Annotated in this window: 16 protein-coding genes; all 16 read left to right on the top strand. The window is 46.5% G+C overall.

Annotated elements, in window-relative coordinates:
* Positions 1–106 precede the first annotated feature (106 nt).
* The 16 genes from HMPREF9429_RS07970 (at position 107) to nrdR (ending at position 18,171) form a co-directional block, all read left to right on the top strand.
* On the top strand, positions 107–766 hold the full coding sequence (locus HMPREF9429_RS07970; protein WP_040774180.1) for an HAD hydrolase-like protein: 660 nt from the start codon (positions 107–109) through the stop codon (positions 764–766).
* The gene (locus tag HMPREF9429_RS07965; RefSeq protein ID WP_006942976.1) at positions 763–3,693 is read left to right on the top strand and encodes an insulinase family protein; all 2,931 of its coding nucleotides are present in this window, start codon (positions 763–765) and stop codon (positions 3,691–3,693) included. Before HMPREF9429_RS07970 ends, HMPREF9429_RS07965 begins: the two co-directional genes overlap by 4 nt.
* A gap of 6 nt (positions 3,694–3,699) precedes the next feature.
* A complete protein-coding gene (gluQRS, locus tag HMPREF9429_RS07960; RefSeq protein WP_006942974.1) occupies positions 3,700–4,653 on the top strand; it encodes a tRNA glutamyl-Q(34) synthetase GluQRS in 954 nt (317 codons plus the stop codon).
* Between the two features lie 312 nt (positions 4,654–4,965).
* Positions 4,966–5,406 (top strand): division/cell wall cluster transcriptional repressor MraZ, encoded by a 441-nt coding sequence (gene mraZ, locus HMPREF9429_RS07955; RefSeq protein WP_040774177.1) that lies wholly within the window; start codon positions 4,966–4,968, stop codon positions 5,404–5,406.
* A gap of 9 nt (positions 5,407–5,415) precedes the next feature.
* Entirely contained in the window at positions 5,416–6,348 is a 933-nt protein-coding gene (gene rsmH / locus HMPREF9429_RS07950) for a 16S rRNA (cytosine(1402)-N(4))-methyltransferase RsmH (protein ID WP_006942968.1), read from the top strand.
* Positions 6,349–6,395: 47 nt separating this feature from the next.
* A complete protein-coding gene (locus HMPREF9429_RS07945) occupies positions 6,396–6,758 on the top strand; it encodes a septum formation initiator family protein (RefSeq protein ID WP_006942963.1) in 363 nt (120 codons plus the stop codon).
* A gap of 73 nt (positions 6,759–6,831) precedes the next feature.
* Positions 6,832–8,328, top strand: coding sequence for a UDP-N-acetylmuramoyl-L-alanyl-D-glutamate--2,6-diaminopimelate ligase (locus tag HMPREF9429_RS07940; RefSeq protein WP_006942962.1), 1,497 nt, complete (start codon positions 6,832–6,834; stop codon positions 8,326–8,328).
* Between the two features lie 2 nt (positions 8,329–8,330).
* Positions 8,331–9,704 carry a UDP-N-acetylmuramoyl-tripeptide--D-alanyl-D-alanine ligase gene (locus HMPREF9429_RS07935; RefSeq protein ID WP_006942959.1) on the top strand — a complete coding sequence of 458 codons (1,374 nt, stop codon included), beginning with the start codon at positions 8,331–8,333 and terminating at the stop codon, positions 9,702–9,704.
* A gap of 5 nt (positions 9,705–9,709) precedes the next feature.
* Positions 9,710–10,675, top strand: a complete 966-nt coding sequence (gene mraY / locus HMPREF9429_RS07930) for a phospho-N-acetylmuramoyl-pentapeptide-transferase (RefSeq protein ID WP_006942958.1) — start codon at positions 9,710–9,712, stop codon at positions 10,673–10,675.
* Between the two features lie 20 nt (positions 10,676–10,695).
* Positions 10,696–12,060, top strand: a complete 1,365-nt coding sequence (gene murD / locus HMPREF9429_RS07925; RefSeq protein WP_006942956.1) for a UDP-N-acetylmuramoyl-L-alanine--D-glutamate ligase — start codon at positions 10,696–10,698, stop codon at positions 12,058–12,060.
* A gap of 32 nt (positions 12,061–12,092) precedes the next feature.
* Positions 12,093–13,229, top strand: coding sequence for an undecaprenyldiphospho-muramoylpentapeptide beta-N-acetylglucosaminyltransferase (gene murG, locus HMPREF9429_RS07920; RefSeq protein WP_006942955.1), 1,137 nt, complete (start codon positions 12,093–12,095; stop codon positions 13,227–13,229).
* A gap of 2 nt (positions 13,230–13,231) precedes the next feature.
* Complete coding sequence (murC, locus tag HMPREF9429_RS07915) at positions 13,232–14,620, top strand: UDP-N-acetylmuramate--L-alanine ligase (protein ID WP_006942954.1); 1,389 nt, start codon at positions 13,232–13,234, stop codon at positions 14,618–14,620.
* Positions 14,617–15,555 carry a D-alanine--D-alanine ligase gene (locus HMPREF9429_RS07910; protein WP_006942953.1) on the top strand — a complete coding sequence of 313 codons (939 nt, stop codon included), beginning with the start codon at positions 14,617–14,619 and terminating at the stop codon, positions 15,553–15,555. The genes murC and HMPREF9429_RS07910 overlap by 4 nt, the downstream gene beginning before the upstream one ends.
* 20 nt (positions 15,556–15,575) lie before the next feature.
* A complete protein-coding gene (locus HMPREF9429_RS07905) occupies positions 15,576–16,451 on the top strand; it encodes a cell division protein FtsQ/DivIB (protein WP_006942950.1) in 876 nt (291 codons plus the stop codon).
* A 167-nt stretch (positions 16,452–16,618) separates the two neighbouring features.
* Positions 16,619–17,644: a cell division protein FtsZ gene (ftsZ, locus tag HMPREF9429_RS07900; RefSeq protein WP_006942949.1), complete on the top strand. Its 1,026-nt coding sequence runs from the start codon at positions 16,619–16,621 to the stop codon at positions 17,642–17,644.
* A gap of 65 nt (positions 17,645–17,709) precedes the next feature.
* Positions 17,710–18,171, top strand: coding sequence for a transcriptional regulator NrdR (nrdR, locus tag HMPREF9429_RS07895; RefSeq protein WP_040774174.1), 462 nt, complete (start codon positions 17,710–17,712; stop codon positions 18,169–18,171).
* The last annotated feature ends 9 nt before the right edge of the window (positions 18,172–18,180 follow it).

The raw sequence follows: 18,180 nt of genomic DNA, 5'->3' as shown, positions 1-18,180 counted from the left end.
GCAAACCACCCGTTTAACGGGTGGTTATGATTGTCTGCCGGCTTGTTTTTGCTAAAAGGCGAGTGAAATGGTATGATATTACATGCGGAAACGACAGGAGGAGTTTATGTTTAAGCATGTATTATTCGATTTAGACGGTACCTTGACTCAGTCTCATGTAGGGATTTTGAGGTCTGTTGAGTACGCCTTAAACCGAGAAGGAGAATCTACGGTAGACAGACTTCGTCAGGAAGTTGTAATCGGTCCGCCGCTCATGTATACATTTACGCATACGTACGGGTTTTCAAAAGACAAGGCTCGGCGTTTGTATGATTATTTTCAGGAACGATACGGTACGGTAGGGCTCTTTGAAAACGAGCCTTATGCCGGCATTGTCGACTTATTACATGACTTACAAGAACAGGGGATACGGGCGTATGTGGCTACATCGAAGCCGCAGATTCATGCAGAAGCTATTTGTGAGCATTTCGGCATGAGACCGTACATTACGAAAATTTCCGGAGCCGTTTTGGGCGGCCTTGAGGATAAGGCGAAGATTATGGCTTCCGTTCTGGACGCTTTAACAGAGAAGGAACGGAAACAGGCGGTTATGGTGGGGGATCGGAAGTTTGACGTCATCGGTGCGAAAACGTGCGGAGTGCCCTGCATTGCCGTCGGTTACGGTTACGGAAATGAAGCGGAACGGGCGGAATTTCCTCCTCGTTATTATGCGCGTGATGTAAAGGAATTAAGAAATATATTACTCGGAGAAGGAGATAAAGAATGATAAAAGAGAAGAAGTTCGATGCGGGAATGATTTGTTCGGGATTTCGTGTCGATTCCGTTCAGTATGTAGAAGAAGTGCAGAGTACCTCGTATGTCATGACTCACATACAGTCGGGGGCCAAACTTTTATACTTGGCTAATGATGATGACAACAAGGTTTTTTCCGTGTCCTTCCGTACGACACCGGACAACAGTACGGGTGTACCCCACATTTGTGAACATTCGACCTTGTGCGGGTCACGGAAATTCCCCTTGAAAGAGCCGTTTGTCGAGTTGGTTAAGGGGTCGCTCAATACCTTTTTGAATGCCATGACCTTTCCCGACAAGACCATGTATCCCGTGGCCAGTCGCAATGCCATCGATTTCAGAAATTTGATGGATGTCTATTTGGATGCCGTCTTTTTTCCGAATTTTTTAAAGGACCCGCAGATTTTGCAACAAGAAGGCTGGCATTATGAGCTGGAAGAAAAGAACGGGCCGTTGACGTACAGTGGCGTCGTTTACAATGAAATGAAGGGGGTTTTCTCTTCGCCCGATTCCCAGTTGGATCGCAAGGTCATGGCTCATCTTTTCCCGCAGACTACATACGGTGTCGAATCGGGCGGCGACCCGGATGATATTCCGCAACTTACACAAGAAGAATTCGTGGCCTTCCATAAGCGGTATTATCACCCGTCGAACAGTTATTTCTTCCTGTACGGCGACTTGGATATTGACGATACGCTCGCATTTATTGACAGTGAATACTTATCGTCCTTTACGGCTGAAGACGTGCATACGGATATTGCCGTTCAGCCTTGCCCGGGAAGTACGGTAAAGACCTATTCATACGGTATCGGTTCCGATGAAAGTACGGACCAGAAGACCATGCATTCTTTGACATATGTCATTGACGATGCTATCGATACGACTCTGGGATTGGCCCTTAAGGTCCTGACCTATGTATATCTCGCATCGCCGGCGGCTCCTTTGAAAAAACTTTTTATTGACGAAGGCTTGGGCAAGGATATTTCCGGTGATTTTCAAGACGGGATTTTACAACCTTTATGGGGAATTACGATTAACGGTTCCGAGCAAGATGTGCAAGAGAAGATTTTGCCTTTGTTGCACAATTATTTTAAAGAAGTTGTGGCAAAGGGGATTGATAAAACCCTCTTGACAGGGGCTTTGAATCGTTTGGAGTTTTCTTTGCGTGAAGCCGACTTTGCAGGCCGTCCTAAAGGCCTTATTTACGGTATTCGCTGCATGGATACTTGGCTTTACGGTCGTGCACCCGAGGAAGCCTTGCGTTATGAAGAGAGTCTCAAGGTATTGCGTGCCGGCATTGAAACGGATTATTATGAAAAAATTATTCAGACATACATTCTCGACAATCCTTATTATGCCTTAATTTCTCTCGTTCCCGAAAAGGGACTGACGGAGAAGAAGGAAGAGGCTACGGCTCAAGTCTTAGCGGCATATAAAAAGTCTTTAAGTGATGAAGAATTGCAGAAGATTATAGATGATACGAAAGCCTTGAAAAAACGTCAGGAAGCACCGGATTCTCCGGAAGCCCTGGCAACCATTCCTACCTTGTCGAGAACGGATTTGACAAGGGACGTCGATTTTGTCGAGCCGGAAGTGGAAAAGGTGAAAGACGTCGATCTTTGCTATGTGGAAGATAAGACGAACGGCATTACGTACATTAATCTTTTTTACGATTTGACAGGATTTTCCGAGAGTGATTTGCCGTACATTTATTTGTTGGCGGACATGATCGGAGATTTGGATACGGAAAACCACGATTATATTGAACTGGCATCTCTAATCGACTTGCATACCGGCGGCATTTCCTACGGTGTTCAGTCCATTTCTTCGGAAGCGGACAATTCGTATCGTCCCTTCTTCAGAATTAAGGCTAAGGCACTGACACGTAATACGGACAAGGTCATGGCTTTACTTGAAGAAATTACGGAAAAATCGGTATTTAGCAGGGGAACTCGGCTGGCGGAATTGATAGAAGAAGAAAAGACGGGCTGGGATACGGACGCATTCCGTAACGGTCAAACCTTGGTTACGAAAAGACTGTTGTCGTATGTATCGCAGCAGGCAGCCTTTGACGAAGCCGGCGAATTGTCATATTATCGTTTTTTGGCGGATATGGCCAAGACGATTCGCAAAGACGGTGACACGGTAGGAAACCGATTGAAGGATGTGGCGAAAAAGCTCTTCGTAAAGGCGCGTTTAACCGTATCCGTTACAGGCGAAGCTGCAGAAAAAGAGGCTTTGAAAAAAGTATTGCCTTTATGGCTTGAGGCTATGCCCGAAGGCGAAAAGGGAACTCTGTTATTCGACTTTGATTTACAGCGTCGAAATGAAGGAATCATGACGGGCGGTAAGGTGCAGTATGTGGCTAAGGGGGGTAACTTCCGTAAGCACGGTTTCGAATATACGGGAGCCATGTCCGTCTTGACGACCATCCTTCAGTATGAATACTTATGGATAAAGGTTCGTGTCCAAGGCGGGGCTTACGGGGCTCACACACGCTTTTCGCCGAACGGTGACCTCGTTTTCTGCTCATACAGAGACCCGAATCTGGCTAAAACAATACAGGCTTATGATGACTTACCGTCTTATCTGGAAAGCTTCGATATTCCCGAACGGGAGATGACAAAGTACGTTATCGGCACGCTCAGTCGCATCGATACGCCTTTGACACCGCAACTCAGAACGGGATTGGCTCTGGGTATTTATTTTGCGAAGGCGACTAAGGCGAAACGACAGGAACGTCGTGATCAGCTTCTGAATACGACAGCCGGCGATATTCGGGGTTTGGCCCCTGTTGTTAAAGCCGTTATGAACGACAACAATCTTTGTGTTATGGGCAGTGAAAGAAAAATCAAAGAAGAAGGTCGTTTCTTTGATGACACTGTATCCTTACCGAAGTAGGCGGGTATGCGCAGTCGATTTGCTCCCAGCCCCACGGGATATTTGCACTTGGGCAATGTTTGGACGGCTCTTCTCTGCTGGTTGCAGACGAGACAAGCTGAGGGAACTCTGATCCTTCGCATTGAAGATATAGATGAACAACGCTCGAAAAGTGTCTTTGCCGAAGCTTTTATGGCTGATATGAGACGTTTGGGGCTGGATTGGGACGAAGGACCCGATATGGGCGGTTCCTACGGGCCTTATGTGCAAAGTAAGCGATACTTTATGTATGAAGAGGCCTTGAATCGGTTGAAGAGAGACGGACTCATCTATCCCTGTTATTGCAATCGGGCTCGTTTGCAGCGTATCAGCAGTGCTCCTCATGAAGGCGAGTATCATGTATATGACGGTCATTGTTACGGTCTTTCCGAGGAAAGCCGGCCGGAAGGAAAATCTCCTTCCTTGCGCCTGCACGTGCCGGATGAACTTATTACGTATACGGACAGCGTATACGGGGCACAGTCGGAGGACCTGTCGAAAGAATGCGGTGATTTTATCGTTCGTCGTGCCGACGGGCTGTACGCTTATCAGTTGGCTGTGTCGGTAGATGACGGAGCTATGGATATTACGCATGTTCTGCGCGGTCGTGATTTATTGGAGTCTACAGAACGACAAATTCTGTTGCGCCGCCTTTTGGGTTATGAAAATCCTATTACGTATACCCATGTCCCTTTGTTAAAGGATAGTGAGGGGCGACGCTTGTCGAAACGACAGAAAGGCTTGACGCTTCGCGAATTGTGGGATGACGGTGTCGAAAGCGGACAGATTATAGGGTATCTTTTATACTGCGGCGGTTTGATAAAAGAACGTCGCGCCTGTACAGCTCGGGAATTTTTACAGTTAGTTGATTTCACACAAATAGGCAGGGAAGACCTCATTATTGATCACTCTCCGGCAGAAGTAATGAAAACCTTTATATAAAGATGGAAGAACGGGATACAATCCCGTTCTTTTTTTTGTGGAAAAGAAAAAGAGTAAAAGAAAAACAAAAATGTTACGGCTTTTTGAAGAAATTATAAAACACGCACAAAAATCAATATATTGTATATGAAAAGGTGATAGAAAAACAAATATACTATATTTGCCCCGCCCGAATTAAAAAGACTTGATAAACCGCATAAATACGGGAAATTTTTTAGCATATACAAGGCTTTTTTTGTTGTCATAAAGTGTTTATATGTGGTAGAATGTGGTGAAAAGTGAAAGAAATCTTACGAAAGGGGTGACGAGTCCGTGTTTATGGGTGAATACGCACATAGCGTAGATGCTAAAGGTCGGGTTATTATGCCGGCTAAGTTTCGTGATGAATTGGGTACTTCGTTTGTCGTAACACGCGGACTTGAAGGTTGCCTCTCCGTATACACGCAAGAAGGGTGGGCTCGTTTTGCGACAGGCATGCAGAAGTTGCAGGCTTCTAAGGAAAACGTGCGTGCTTTTAAGCGATTTCTTTTCGGCAGTGCCGCCGAACTGGAATTTGATAAACAGGGAAGAATTCTGATTCCGGCGACATTGCGAGAGTATGCACATTTGGTGAAAGACGTCATTGTTTTAGGAACGGGAGATAAGATCGAAATTTGGAGCAAAGAAGCTTATGCGGCTTACTCTGAAAAGACCGTGCCCGCCATGGAGGCCATTGCCGAAACGCTGGAAGGCTTCGGAGATCTTGAGTTTTAGGAGGCCTCAATGGAATTTCATCATGTCAGTGTTTTAAGAGAAGAAACGATTCATGCCGTTTTGGGGGATCCGGCAGGAATTTATGTGGACTGCACCTTGGGGGGCGGCGGTCACAGCCGTGCCTTGGCGGATTTGCTCGTAAAGGACGGTTTGATCATAGGTCTTGATCAGGATGAAGATGCTATTCGGGCGGCGACAGAGCGAATGCAGGATGCACCGTGTAGATTTACGGCGGTACAACGTAATTTTCGCTATCTGGGCGAGGTGCTTGATGATTTGAATATCCCTACTGTGGACGGGATTATGTTCGATCTGGGAGTGTCCAGCTATCAGTTGGATAATCCCGAACGAGGCTTTTCGTACCAACATGACGGTCCTCTGGATATGCGTATGGATCGACATGGGAAGAAAAGTGCTTATGATGTCATCAATGCGTATGATGAAGCCGATTTATATCGAATTATTAAAGACTACGGTGAAGAACGATGGGCCAAGCGCATTGCTTCTTTTATCGTCAAAGCTCGACGGGAAAAACCTTTTGAACGAACTGAAGAATTGGTTCGAGTTATTAAGCAGGCTATTCCTGCCGGGGCTCGTAAAGACGGACCTCATCCGGCGAAGCGGACTTTTCAGGCTGTCCGGATTGAAGTAAATGACGAACTGAAAATCTTACAAGACACCTTCGAGATAGCGGCTAACCGCTTGAAACCGGGTGGTCATATAGGGATTATCACATTCCATTCACTGGAAGACAGAATTGCCAAGCAGACGTTGCGTAAATTGGCTACAGGGTGCATTTGTCCTCCCCATATTCCTGTATGTACGTGTCATCATGAAGCTATTTTAAAAGTCAAGGGGAAGGGAATAGGGCCTTCTAAAGAAGAACTGGAACTCAATCCGCGTGCACGGAGCGCAAAGTTACGAGTCGGCACACGGATATAGGAATGTTGTAAATTTGTGAATTGTCGGGAAACGGATGTGTTATAATTATGTTGGCAAGAAAAGCTGGATATATGGGATATCAGGCCGGTCGCGGAATATCCGTACCGACAGGTAAAGAAAGAGCACGTTTTAATGAGCGAATGTCCCAAGTTCTTTCGATTATTTTTCTTTGTGCCTTCTTTCTTCTTGTCTATGTAGCTTTGTCCGCTATGAGAACGGAATACGGTTACTCGCTGATGCAGGAAAAGCGGACGGTACAACAATTACAACGTGACAACGAAATATTACGGGTCGAAATAGCCAAGCTCGAATCTCCCGAACGTATTTATAAAACGGCAACGAGTGAATTGGGAATGGTAGTCCCTGCGAGTGTATTATACAAGGAACAACATAATCAGGACGGACAGTAGATGACACGGGAGCAGCCTTTTTTCGAAGGCTGCTATTGTTGTTTGCTAAATGGATATTTGAGGAGGACAGGATATGAAGACAATTAAAGAACTTTGTAAAGAAATTAAAGGTATATATAACATTGACGGACGAGATAATACGGAAATTACGGGCATATCCGCCGATTCGAGAAAAATAGAAAAGGGTTTTCTTTTTGTTTGCATTGCCGGTGTTCATGTCGACGGGGCGACCTTTGCCGGTCAAGCTGTAGAAAAAGGCGCGGTAGCGGTTTTAACAAATAAGCATCTGGACTTGCCTTTAGAAATTACACAGATTACGGTTCCCGATATTCATGCGGCATTAGAAGACATAGTACCGTATTTTTATGACTATCCGGGTAAAAAAATGCGCATGATCGGCGTTACGGGTACGAACGGTAAGACGACGACGTCACATATTATCGCACATATACTGCGTGAAGCCGGGTATCATGTAGGTGTTATAGGTACGATTCACGCACTCATTGATGATAAAGAATTGGAAATTCATAATACGACACCTGACGTAGTAGAACTTCAAGCCTTATTGGCTTTAATGTGTGCCGAAGGCATGGATTATGTGGTCATGGAAGTGTCCAGCCATGCCTTGGCTTTAAATCGTGTAGCGGGGATTGAATATGATACGGCCGTATTTACGAATTTGACACAAGATCATCTGGACTTCCACAAGAGTTTTGAAAATTATGTAGCTGCTAAGGCGAAATTATTTTCCGGACTTACGGCGGAACCTCCTGTAAAGAAAAATAAGACGGCCGTTATTAATATCGACGATCCTCATGCAGACGAAATTTTAAAGGCTACATCCTGCAAGGTTTTGACATATGGTGTTGAGAAAGATGCGGATTTGAAGGGGTCGAATTTACAAGTAGGGCTGAAAAGTTCCTCTTTTGATGTCGTAGGACCGTTTGTTTCCGTATCTTTACACATGCATATTACAGGTCTGTTTAACGTGTACAATACATTGGCGGCCATCGGCGCAGCTCATGCCGAAGGAGTGGATACAGATGTTATTGATAAGGCTGTTCAGACTTTTTATTCCGTTCCCGGCCGTTTCGAATTAGTTGAAGCGGGGCAAGATTTTGCTATTGTTGTCGATTATTCACACACCCCCGACAGCTTGGAAAAAGCATTGACTACGGCCAGAGCCATGAAACCGAATCGGATTATTACCGTCTTCGGTTGCGGTGGCGATCGCGATCGCACGAAGCGGCCTATTATGGGCGGCATTGCCGCACAATATGCGGATATCCCCATTGTCACATCCGACAATCCTCGTTCGGAAGATCCGGAATTCATTATTTCCGAAGTGGAAGGCGGTGTGCGAGCAGCCTTGAAAGAAGGGCAGCGACATGAAGTGATTGTCGATCGGCGGCAGGCTATTTACAAGGCTATAGAAATTGCCGAACCGGGGGACATCGTTCTCATTGCCGGTAAGGGGCATGAAACGTACCAGATTTTAAAAGACGGAACCATTCACTTTGATGATAGAGAAGTAGCCCGCGATGCAGTGCGGGAACTGAAGGAGAGATAAAGATGGCCATGTTTACGGACGGGGAAATTGTTCTCGCCACGGGTGCGCGAATTCTTCAACAGGGCCGTAAGAATATACGTTATTCGAGTATTGAAACGGATACTCGTACTATCGGTGAAGATGCAGTATTCGTAGCCCTTAGAGGTGAAAAATTCGACGGCCACGATTTTATAGAACAGGCCGTCAGTCTCGGAACGACCGCGGTTATTGTCGATGATGCCGGACGGTTGTATCCTGACGGTGATTATACGATTTTTGTCGTCAAGAATACATTGAAAGCTTATCAGGATTTGGCCTTATATCACCGCCGTCGGTTTGCCATTCCCGTTGTTGCCGTAACGGGTTCTGTCGGGAAGACATCGACACGCAGTCTTATTGCGACCGTGTTGTCACAGAAGTACAATGTATTGCAGACGGAAAAAAATTTTAACAATGAAATCGGCTTACCGCGAACGCTTTTACAACTTACGGGCGAACACGGAGCGTGTGTAGTCGAAATGGGAATGCGCGGTTTAGGCCAAATTAAAGAGTTGGCCGACATTGCCGAACCGACTATAGGCGTAGTAACCAATGTGGGTAAAAGTCATATTGAACTTCTCGGAAGTCAAGCCAATATCGCTAAGGCTAAAGGCGAGTTGGTAGAAGCCCTCGGCACGGACGGTACAGCCGTTCTTAACGGTGATGATAAACGGGTGGCGGCTATGGCCGAAAAGTGCAAGGGAAAAACCGTAAGTTTCGGAATTAAAGAGAATGCCCCTGTCATGGCCGGCGCTATAAAAACGGATGAAAAAGGAATCTCCTTTACGTGTCGTTGTTTCGATCAGGTTATGGATGTGCACATGTCCGTTCTCGGTCGCCACAATGTTTATAATGCACTGGCCGCCGTGGCTGTAGGTCGCCTGCTCGGAATGAGTGAACATCAGATGCAAAAAGGGCTGGCGGAATATAAGGGTGTGCCCATGCGGCAGGAATTGATTCACCTTGAAGATCTGACCTTTATTAATGACGCATACAATGCCAATCCCGCGTCTATGGCCGAAGCCGTACATACGCTTATGAGCGTAGCATCGGGGCGGAAAATCGCCGTTCTCGGCGGTATGCTTGAATTGGGTGACTGGACAAAGGCGGAACATGAAAAAATCGGAGCTCTTTTGGCGGCGGAAAAGGCGGACGCACTTATTGCCTTGGGTGATGAAGCGACGTATATTGCAGACGGAGCGGAACAAAAAGGCATGAAAAATGTATATAAGGTACGGACGCACAAGGAAGGTGCGGAAATTTTGCGTAAGATAGCCGTTGCGGGAGATACGATTTTACTCAAGGGATCGCGCGGATTTGCGATGGAGAAAATTCTGCCTTATTTTGAAAGGAAGTAATGTGAATGTTTAATGCGCTTGTTTTGGGGTTTGTTGTCAGCCTGGTCGTCGGCCTGGCCTTGGGCCCTCTAGTTATAAAAAAACTGAAAGAGTTTCATGCCAGACAGGAAGAACGGGAAGAAGGTCCGGAAAGTCATAAATATAAAGCCGGCACCCCCACTATGGGCGGCATTCTGATTTTATTCGCATTAACCGTATCGGTACTTTTTTTTAACGGAGCGGAACCGTCTAAACTGATGGCTCTTTTTCTAACTTTGGGAAACGGCCTCATCGGGTTTGCAGACGATTCTATAAAAGCTGTAAAAAAACGCAACCTCGGTCTTACAGCTAAGCAGAAATTGGCGGGTCAGGCCGTTATTTCCGTTATTTTCTGCATAGCTTTGAAAGTATTTGCCGATATGCCTACGACTGTATGGATTCCTTTTACGGATATTACCGTCGACTTGGGAATGGCTTACTATCTTTTCGTATTCCTCATTATTGTGGGAGCAACCAATGCCGTTAACTTGACGGACGGTTTGGACGGTTTGGCAGCCGGTTCGTCGGCTATTACGGCCGTAGCCTATGTCGTTATTTCCGTAGCCTTGGGCTATGGCGGAATTGCTATTTTCGGAGCGGCTTTGGCCGGTGCGTGCCTGGGCTTTTTGTTCTATAATCAACACCCGGCCAAGATGTTCATGGGTGATACGGGATCCCTGGCCTTAGGCGGGGCTATGGCGGCTATGGCGATTTTGACAAAAACGGAATTACTTCTGGTCATTGCCGGAGGTCTCTATGTATTGGAAGCACTGTCCGTTATTTTGCAGGTTATTTCATTTAAAACACGGGGAGTTCGTATTTTTAAAATGAGTCCCGTACATCATCACTTCGAATTGTCCGGCTGGAGTGAAGTGAAGGTTGTAACGGTATTTTGGCTTTTTTCAGCCCTTGTGGCTATTATTGCCATCGTTACGGTCTTAGGCGGTAAATAAATCGTAAAGCAGGTGTGAGTATGAGCATACAGGATTTTTCGAAAAAGAGAATCACGGTCCTCGGCGCCGGTATCAGCGGTCGCTCGGCGGCTCTTGCCTTAGCTCGCCACGGTGCCGAGGTTACGTTGAGTGATATGAAGGAACATGATTTGCAGGAAGAACCGTGGACGAGCCTTGTGAAAGAAGGTGTTATCTGTTCTTTCGGTCATCAGGACGAAAGTCTTTTAGATGAGGCGGATATAATTGTTCCGTCACCGGTCATATCGCCGGAGACTCGGCTGCTAAAAGCGGCATCGGCACGGCAGATTCCCGTTTGGAGTGAAGTGGAAGTAGCGGTTCATGTAACGGATGCGGAATTTATCGGGATTACGGGAACGAACGGAAAAACGACTACTACCGTTTTAACGGGTGAAATTATGAAGGCTACAGGGCGACAGACCGTCGTAGGCGGAAACATCGGTTTCGGTTTGTCCGAAACGGCGGAAGATCTGCCTTCGTCGGCTGTTGTAGTTGCGGAATTATCCAGCTTTCAATTGGAACTCACCTCGTCCTTAAAGGCTAAGAGTGCCGTTATACTGAATTTGACACCTGATCACTTGGACAGACATCATACTATGGAAGCGTACGGGGAAGCCAAGAAGCGGATTTTTCTGAACCAGGATAAGAACGATTACGCCATTTTAAATTATGACGATTCGGCGGTGCGTGCCATGGCTTCCGATTTAAGCGGTACGGTTCTGTATATTTCCGTGCATGGAGAAGTGCCTGTCGGAGCCTTTGCGGCAGACGGCAATTTATATATTCGTATGGAGGGAAAAGATACGTGTCTGTGCAAGGAAACGGACTTGCATCTTTTCGGTAAACACAATATTCAAAATTGTCTGGCTGCAGCCTTATTAACTTATTGTGCCGGTGCTTCGATAGACGTTATTCGCCGGGTGTTGACGGAATTTCGCGGAGTTGAACATCGTTTGGAATGGGTACGCGATGTAAAGGGCGTACCGTATTACAACGATTCTAAAGGAACGAATACGGATGCTTCCGAAAAGGCACTGGAAGCCTTTTCGGGACATCTTATTCTCATTGCCGGCGGACATGATAAGATGACGGACTTGACGAGTTTTATGAAACTGGCGGCTCGTAAAGTAGATACGCTCATTCTCGTAGGGGAAGCGGCCGATCGCTTTGAAGCGGAAGCTCGCAAAGCGGGTATGAAGGATATTCGCCGTGTCGGATTTTCTATGGAAAAAGCCGTTCGCACAGCTTATGAAACGGCTGAAAAAGGGCAGACCGTCCTTTTGTCGCCGGCATGTTCAAGTTACGATATGTACCATCATTTTGAAGAACGGGGCGATGATTTTAAAAAAATCGTCAAGTCCTTGTAAATACGATAGCCACTAGAGGAGGAAACAGTTTCATGCGCCGTGTCATTATATCCGGAGGCGGGACGGGGGGCCATATTTATCCGGCCATTACCATAGCCGAAGCCATTAAAGAAAAGGAGCCGACAGAGATTCTTTATGTCGGATCCAAGACGGGATTGGAAAATACGCTTATTCCCAAACAGGGCTACGACTTCGTCACTCTTGACGTGCGCGGCTTGGAACGTAGACTTTCCGTGCGCAATTTGGTGACTGCGGGAAAAACGGCGGCCAGCCTGTTTCAAGCGGAACGAATTATTCGTCGTTTCAAGCCTCATGTGGTCATAGGTACGGGCGGTTTTGTTTGCGGTCCCGTCTTGATGGCGGCAGCCTTGTCGGGCATACCGACGATGATCCAGGAACAAAATGTCATTCCCGGAGTTACCAATACGATTCTGGCAAAGGTAGTCAATAAAATTGCTCTGGGTTACGAAGAAGCGGCGGAACGATTTAAGCAGAAAAATAAGCTTGTCTTTACAGGCAATCCCGTGCGACAGGATATTATGATTGTCAGTCGTCAGGAAGGCTTGGCTTTTTTGGGCTTCGATCCGCAAAAATTTACGCTTGTCATTGCCGGCGGCAGTCGCGGGGCTCGCAGTATCAATACGGCTATGTTGACAGTGCATAAGTATTTTAAGGATGCGGACGACATTCAAATCCTTCACATTACGGGTGACCATGAGTATGACCGGGTTATGAAACAACTTGACGGTGTCAACGGTCAAGGTTTCTACGGTAAGGGGAGTCGAATCGTTCCTTATTCACACCATATGCCGTCCGTGTTGGCGGCAGCCGATCTTGTAGTCTATAGAGCCGGAGCCGTAGGGCTTGCTGAATTGGCGGCCAGAGGCATTCCTTCAATTCTTGTGCCTTATCCGTGTGCAGCTGAAGATCATCAACGTTATAATGCACAGGCCTTTGTTATGAACGGGGCGGCTCGTATGATTTTGGATAAATTATTGACAGGTATCGATTTGCTTGATGAAATCATATACTTAAAAGACAATCGCCCGTTATTACAGCGTATGGCGACTGCCAGCCTGGCTATGGGCAGAAGCGACGCGGCTGCGGTCATTGCCGATATAGCATTGGACCTGGCAAAAAAGAGCAAATATGCCAAAAAAGAGGGATAAAGATGATAGATTTAAATACGGTCAGCCGAGTTTATTTTATCGGAATCGGCGGCGTGGGCATGCGTGCTATTGCCGATATTTTTATCGATAAGGGATATATTGTTTCGGGGTCCGATGCCAAGTCATCACCCGCAACGGAACGACTCAGTCAAAGAGGAGCCCGCATATGCATCGGCCAAAAGGCTGAAAATTTGGGTGATGCACAGGTAGTTATTATTTCTTCGGCAATTCGTGATACGAACGAAGAATTGGAGGCGGCCAGAAAACGACAACTTCCGATCATTCACCGTGCCGATGCATTGGTACATATTATGACCTACGGCAAAGCGATTGCCGTAGCGGGAGCCCACGGTAAGACAACGACTACGTCTATGTTGGGGCAAGTTTTCTATGAAAGCAAAATGGATCCGACCCTCGTCATCGGAGGAGAAGTGGATTATTTGCAGGGGAATTCCGTTCTCGGTAAGGGCGAGTACGTTATTGCCGAAGCGGATGAAAGCGACGGAACCTTTTTAAAGGAACATCCTCACATTGCCGTTGTTACCAATATCGATGCGGACCATATGGATCATTACGGCACGATTGAAAATGTCATTCAGGCCTTTAAAGATTTTATTCATTTACTTGACCCTCAGACGGGTTTGGCCGTCTTGTGTGCCGATAATGATAAAATCAGGGCCTTTTTGCCGGAAGTAAAGCGTCCTTTTGTGACGTACGCCATTGAAGCTCCGGCTGATTACAAAGCTAAGAATATCGGTTACCATGAAGGTAAGCTTATATTTGACGTATATAAACATGATGAATTTTTAGGATCCGTTGAACTGAATGTGCCGGGTAATCATAATGTACTGAATGCTTTGGCAACCGTAGCCGTATCCTTATCCTGCGGTATATCCTTTGAGGATATTGCAGCGGCTTTATCGCGCTTTCACGGTGCCAAACGACGTTTCCAGACCAAAGGGCATGTAAACGGCATTTGGGTTGTTGACGATTATGCACATCATCCTACGGAAATTCATGCTACCCTGGCGGCGGCACGCAGTATGGGTACGCATCGTGTCGTGTGTCTTTTTCAACCTCATCGGTATACGCGTACGCAACTTTTAGCTGAAGAATTCAGCAAAGCCTTTACATGTGCGGATAAATTGATTCTGACAGATGTCTACTCGGCAGGTGAAGACCCTATTCCCGGTATAGGCGGCACCTTTTTGACCGACAAGGTCAAGTCTGCAACCGGACAGGATGTAGAGTACATCGGAACAAAGGAAGAGTTGCTTGAATATTTGCGCAAGAATGCGCGGCCTCGAGACTTGATTTTGACGATGGGCGCCGGGGATATTTATAAGGTTGGAGAGGCTTTCGTAGCTGCAGAGGAGTCCCGTAAGGCATGAAAAACTTAAAGGGTAAAAAGATAGCCGTCATTGTCGGCGGGCCGTCTACGGAAGCGGCTGTATCGCGTAATTCGGGAAAGAATGTAGCCGCTGCCCTAAGGGCGAAAGGATATGATCCGATTATTACGGAACTTGTCCCTGAAGAATGGGCTCGCACCTTAAAAGAAGGGCAGTTTGATATTGTTTTTAACGCTTTACACGGCCGATACGGTGAAGACGGCGTCTTACAGGGAACGTGTGAAATGATGAATATTCCTTATACGGGACCGGGGGTTATGGCCAGTGCCGTGGGTATGAACAAGGTGGTCAGTAAGAGCGCCTTCGTAGGCGCCGGTATTTCTACGGCCCCTTTTCGATACTACTTTGAAGAACAGGGCGTTGACAGTATTGCCGAAGAAATTCTGCAAGTCTTTTCCTTGCCGGTTGTCATCAAATCGGCTGCTCAAGGATCGAGTATCGGTACGGTTATTGTAAGAAAAAAAGACGACTTGAAGAGTGCTTTAAGCGAAGCTTTTGCATACGGCAAGTCCATTGTGGCCGAAGCTTTTTTGTCGGGCCGGGAATTTACGGTAGCCGTTATGGATGAATTGGCTTTTCCCGTCATTGAGATCATTTCCAAAACAGGGCGTTATGACTATGAATCGAAGTATACGCCCGGGCTTTCGGAACATATTTGTCCGGCTCAGATACCGCCGGAACTGACTAAGGAATTACAGGATTTATCTCTGGCCGTGTTCAGGCTTTTTCATTGCAAGGGAGTAGCCCGCGTCGATTTAATGACGGACGAAAACGGTAAGGCCTATGTATTGGAAATCAATACGGTGCCGGGCATGACCGAGACGAGTCTCGTACCCGATGCTTCCCGGGCTATGGGGATGCCTTTTGAAGATTTATGTGAACGGATTTTGGAAGAAGCCTCGACAGGTAAATTTTAATACGTATAAAGGTTCAGTATATGGAAAAACATCATTTAGACGGGCAACCGGAAGAAGCTCGTTTTTATATACCCGAAGGAGCGGACAACAAAGGGGTTCATTACGGGAATGAAGGAGAAATGCCCCTGACGGAAGCTCAGGAAAAAATTGAACAGCGTCGTAAAAAGCGGCAACGGCGGGAAGAAGGAAGGCGGCGACGCAGGAAACGTTTACAAGTTATCGGTGCCGTAGCGGGTGTTTTCGTTTTGTGGCTTTTGTTGCGTTTCTTACCCGTTCCTTTCGGATCTGTAGTCATTGAAGGAAACGGTACCATGCCGGATGAGAATGTGTTACGAGTAGCCGGAGTTCCGTCGTATGTAAATGTCGTACAATTGTCCACATCGACTATGAGGGAACGCCTGGTAAGGGATTTACGTGTCGGTGAAGTCACGGTAGAACGACAGTTTCCGGCCACTATTCACGTGTTTATTAAAGAACGGCAGGCCGAAGCGGTGGTCATGACTTTGTACGGGTTTGCTTATATTGACGATACGGGGACGGTTATTGCTGTAGAACCGAAAATCAAGGGCGTATCCGTGCCGATTATTACCGGTAAAAAAATGGATACCCTTCTTCTGGGCGATAAACTTGACGACAATACGATGAAAAATGCACTGGCTTATTTGAAAGCATTGTCACCGTCCGTAGCCTCGTCTATTGCGGAAATTAACGTAGGCAATCCGAAGGAACTTATTGCTTATACGACAGACGGACTGTCCATTCATTTGGGTGACGGCGATCGCGTATCGGAACGGGCTTCCGTGACGGAAGAATTATTAAATGAAATTGCCAAGAAACAGCTCTCCATTCAATATATTGATGTCAATCCCGATGCACCTATTGTTAAGGAAAAATAGACCCGAATGATGTAGACATGGAAGATGTTGTAGAAAAAGGCGGATATTTGAGGTATAATATACCGATAAGAGTGAGTCAATTATCGACAAACAAGTTCTTTTAGTGTATGATGTAAGAGAACTTTAAGTCTGTATACGTACGCACGATGTTAAGGAGGATACATTACATGGCCGAGTTTGCAAAAATTAAAGTAATAGGTGTCGGCGGCGGCGGTAACAATGCTGTCAACCGAATGATAGAAAGCGGTTTGCAAGGTGTTGAATTCATCTCTGTAAATACGGAAAACCAGGTATTGGAAGTATCGAAAGCGGATGAAAAAATTCAAATCGGTGAAAAGTTGACGCGCGGTCTCGGTGCCGGTGCCAATCCTCAAAAAGGTGAACAAGCCGCATTGGAAAGTAAGGAAGACATTATGAAAGTCCTCCAGGGTGCGGATATGGTATTCGTTACGGCCGGCATGGGCGGCGGTACGGGTACGGGGGCAGCTCCGGTTGTAGCCGAAATTGCCAAAGAATTGGGTGCCTTAACGGTAGCCGTTGTTACGAAACCCTTTACGTTTGAAGGCAAACGTCGTAAAGAACAGGCGGAAAAGGGAGCGGCTTACCTGAAAGAAAAAGTCGATACTATCATTACGATTCAAAACGATAAATTATTGCAGGTTATTGATAAGAAGACTCCGTTGAACGAAGCTTTTACAGTAGCCGATGATATTTTACGTCAAGGTGTACAGGGCATCTCCGACCTTATTACTACGACCGGTCTTATTAACCTTGACTTTGCGGATGTACGCACGATTATGGAAGATCAGGGCGAAGCCATTATGGGTATCGGCGTAGCCAGCGGCGAAAACCGTGCCGTAGATGCAGTGGAAAGCGCTATTAAGAGCCCCTTGCTTGAAATGAGCATTGACGGCGCTCAGAGCATTTTGCTGAACGTTACGGGCGGCCCCGACGTAAGCCTTTATGAAATCAACGAAGCGGCAGAAAAAGTATCGGAAGCCGTAGCCCCCGATGCGAATATCATTTTCGGTTCTGTTATCGATCCGGATATGAAAGATTCTATCCGCATTACTGTCGTAGCTACAGGCTTCGGCAAAGAAGCTTCTTCCGTGCCTTCTTTCGGTAAGACAAGCGGTCTTGCTGACGGTGGTAAAGAAGCGGGCGGAGTTGAAATTCCGGCTTGGATGAGATAATAATAAACTAAAAAAGCGGATCCGCATGGGACCCGCTTTTTTTAGAATAACGGGAGGAGGATTTTATGCGTTGTCCTTTTTGTAAACACGATGACACTAAAGTAACCGATTCGCGGGCTACCGATGACGGTCGCGCAATTCGCCGCAGACGGGAATGCCAGGCGTGCAATCGGCGGTTTACTACGTACGAAATGGTGGAAGAAGTGCCTCTGTACGTAATAAAAAAAGACGGCAGTCGCCAACTCTTCGACAGAAATAAAATTTTGAACGGCCTTTTACGGGCTTGCAATAAACGTCGTGTTACGCGACAACAGTTGGATGATATTGTCCTTAAAGTAGAACGCAATATTCGCAATACATTGGCCCAGGAAGTGCCCAGTGTCAAAATCGGTGAAATCATTTTAACGGAACTTCGCAATATTGATGCTGTTGCGTATATTCGCTTTGCTTCCGTTTATCGACAGTTCGGCGATTTGGACAGTTTTATGGAAGAACTCAAGTCGCTTATGGGAAACGAGAAGAACTAAATTCTCTCT

Source organism: Megasphaera micronuciformis F0359, assembly GCF_000165735.1.
Taxonomy (GTDB): Bacteria; Bacillota; Negativicutes; order Veillonellales; family Megasphaeraceae; genus Megasphaera; species Megasphaera micronuciformis.
The sequence above is the reverse complement of the archived record's forward strand: the minus strand, read 5'-3'. Positions and strand labels throughout refer to the sequence as shown.

Coding starts and splice junctions, on each gene's coding strand:
- HMPREF9429_RS07970 (WP_040774180.1), top strand. CDS start 107: ATGTTTAAGCATGTATTATTCGATTTAGACGGTACCTTGACTCAGTCT.
- HMPREF9429_RS07965 (WP_006942976.1), top strand. CDS start 763: ATGATAAAAGAGAAGAAGTTCGATGCGGGAATGATTTGTTCGGGATTT.
- gluQRS (WP_006942974.1), top strand. CDS start 3,700: ATGCGCAGTCGATTTGCTCCCAGCCCCACGGGATATTTGCACTTGGGC.
- rsmH (WP_006942968.1), top strand. CDS start 5,416: ATGGAATTTCATCATGTCAGTGTTTTAAGAGAAGAAACGATTCATGCC.
- HMPREF9429_RS07945 (WP_006942963.1), top strand. CDS start 6,396: ATGTTGGCAAGAAAAGCTGGATATATGGGATATCAGGCCGGTCGCGGA.
- HMPREF9429_RS07940 (WP_006942962.1), top strand. CDS start 6,832: ATGAAGACAATTAAAGAACTTTGTAAAGAAATTAAAGGTATATATAAC.
- HMPREF9429_RS07935 (WP_006942959.1), top strand. CDS start 8,331: ATGGCCATGTTTACGGACGGGGAAATTGTTCTCGCCACGGGTGCGCGA.
- mraY (WP_006942958.1), top strand. CDS start 9,710: ATGTTTAATGCGCTTGTTTTGGGGTTTGTTGTCAGCCTGGTCGTCGGC.
- murD (WP_006942956.1), top strand. CDS start 10,696: ATGAGCATACAGGATTTTTCGAAAAAGAGAATCACGGTCCTCGGCGCC.
- murG (WP_006942955.1), top strand. CDS start 12,093: ATGCGCCGTGTCATTATATCCGGAGGCGGGACGGGGGGCCATATTTAT.
- murC (WP_006942954.1), top strand. CDS start 13,232: ATGATAGATTTAAATACGGTCAGCCGAGTTTATTTTATCGGAATCGGC.
- HMPREF9429_RS07910 (WP_006942953.1), top strand. CDS start 14,617: ATGAAAAACTTAAAGGGTAAAAAGATAGCCGTCATTGTCGGCGGGCCG.
- HMPREF9429_RS07905 (WP_006942950.1), top strand. CDS start 15,576: ATGGAAAAACATCATTTAGACGGGCAACCGGAAGAAGCTCGTTTTTAT.
- ftsZ (WP_006942949.1), top strand. CDS start 16,619: ATGGCCGAGTTTGCAAAAATTAAAGTAATAGGTGTCGGCGGCGGCGGT.
- nrdR (WP_040774174.1), top strand. CDS start 17,710: ATGCGTTGTCCTTTTTGTAAACACGATGACACTAAAGTAACCGATTCG.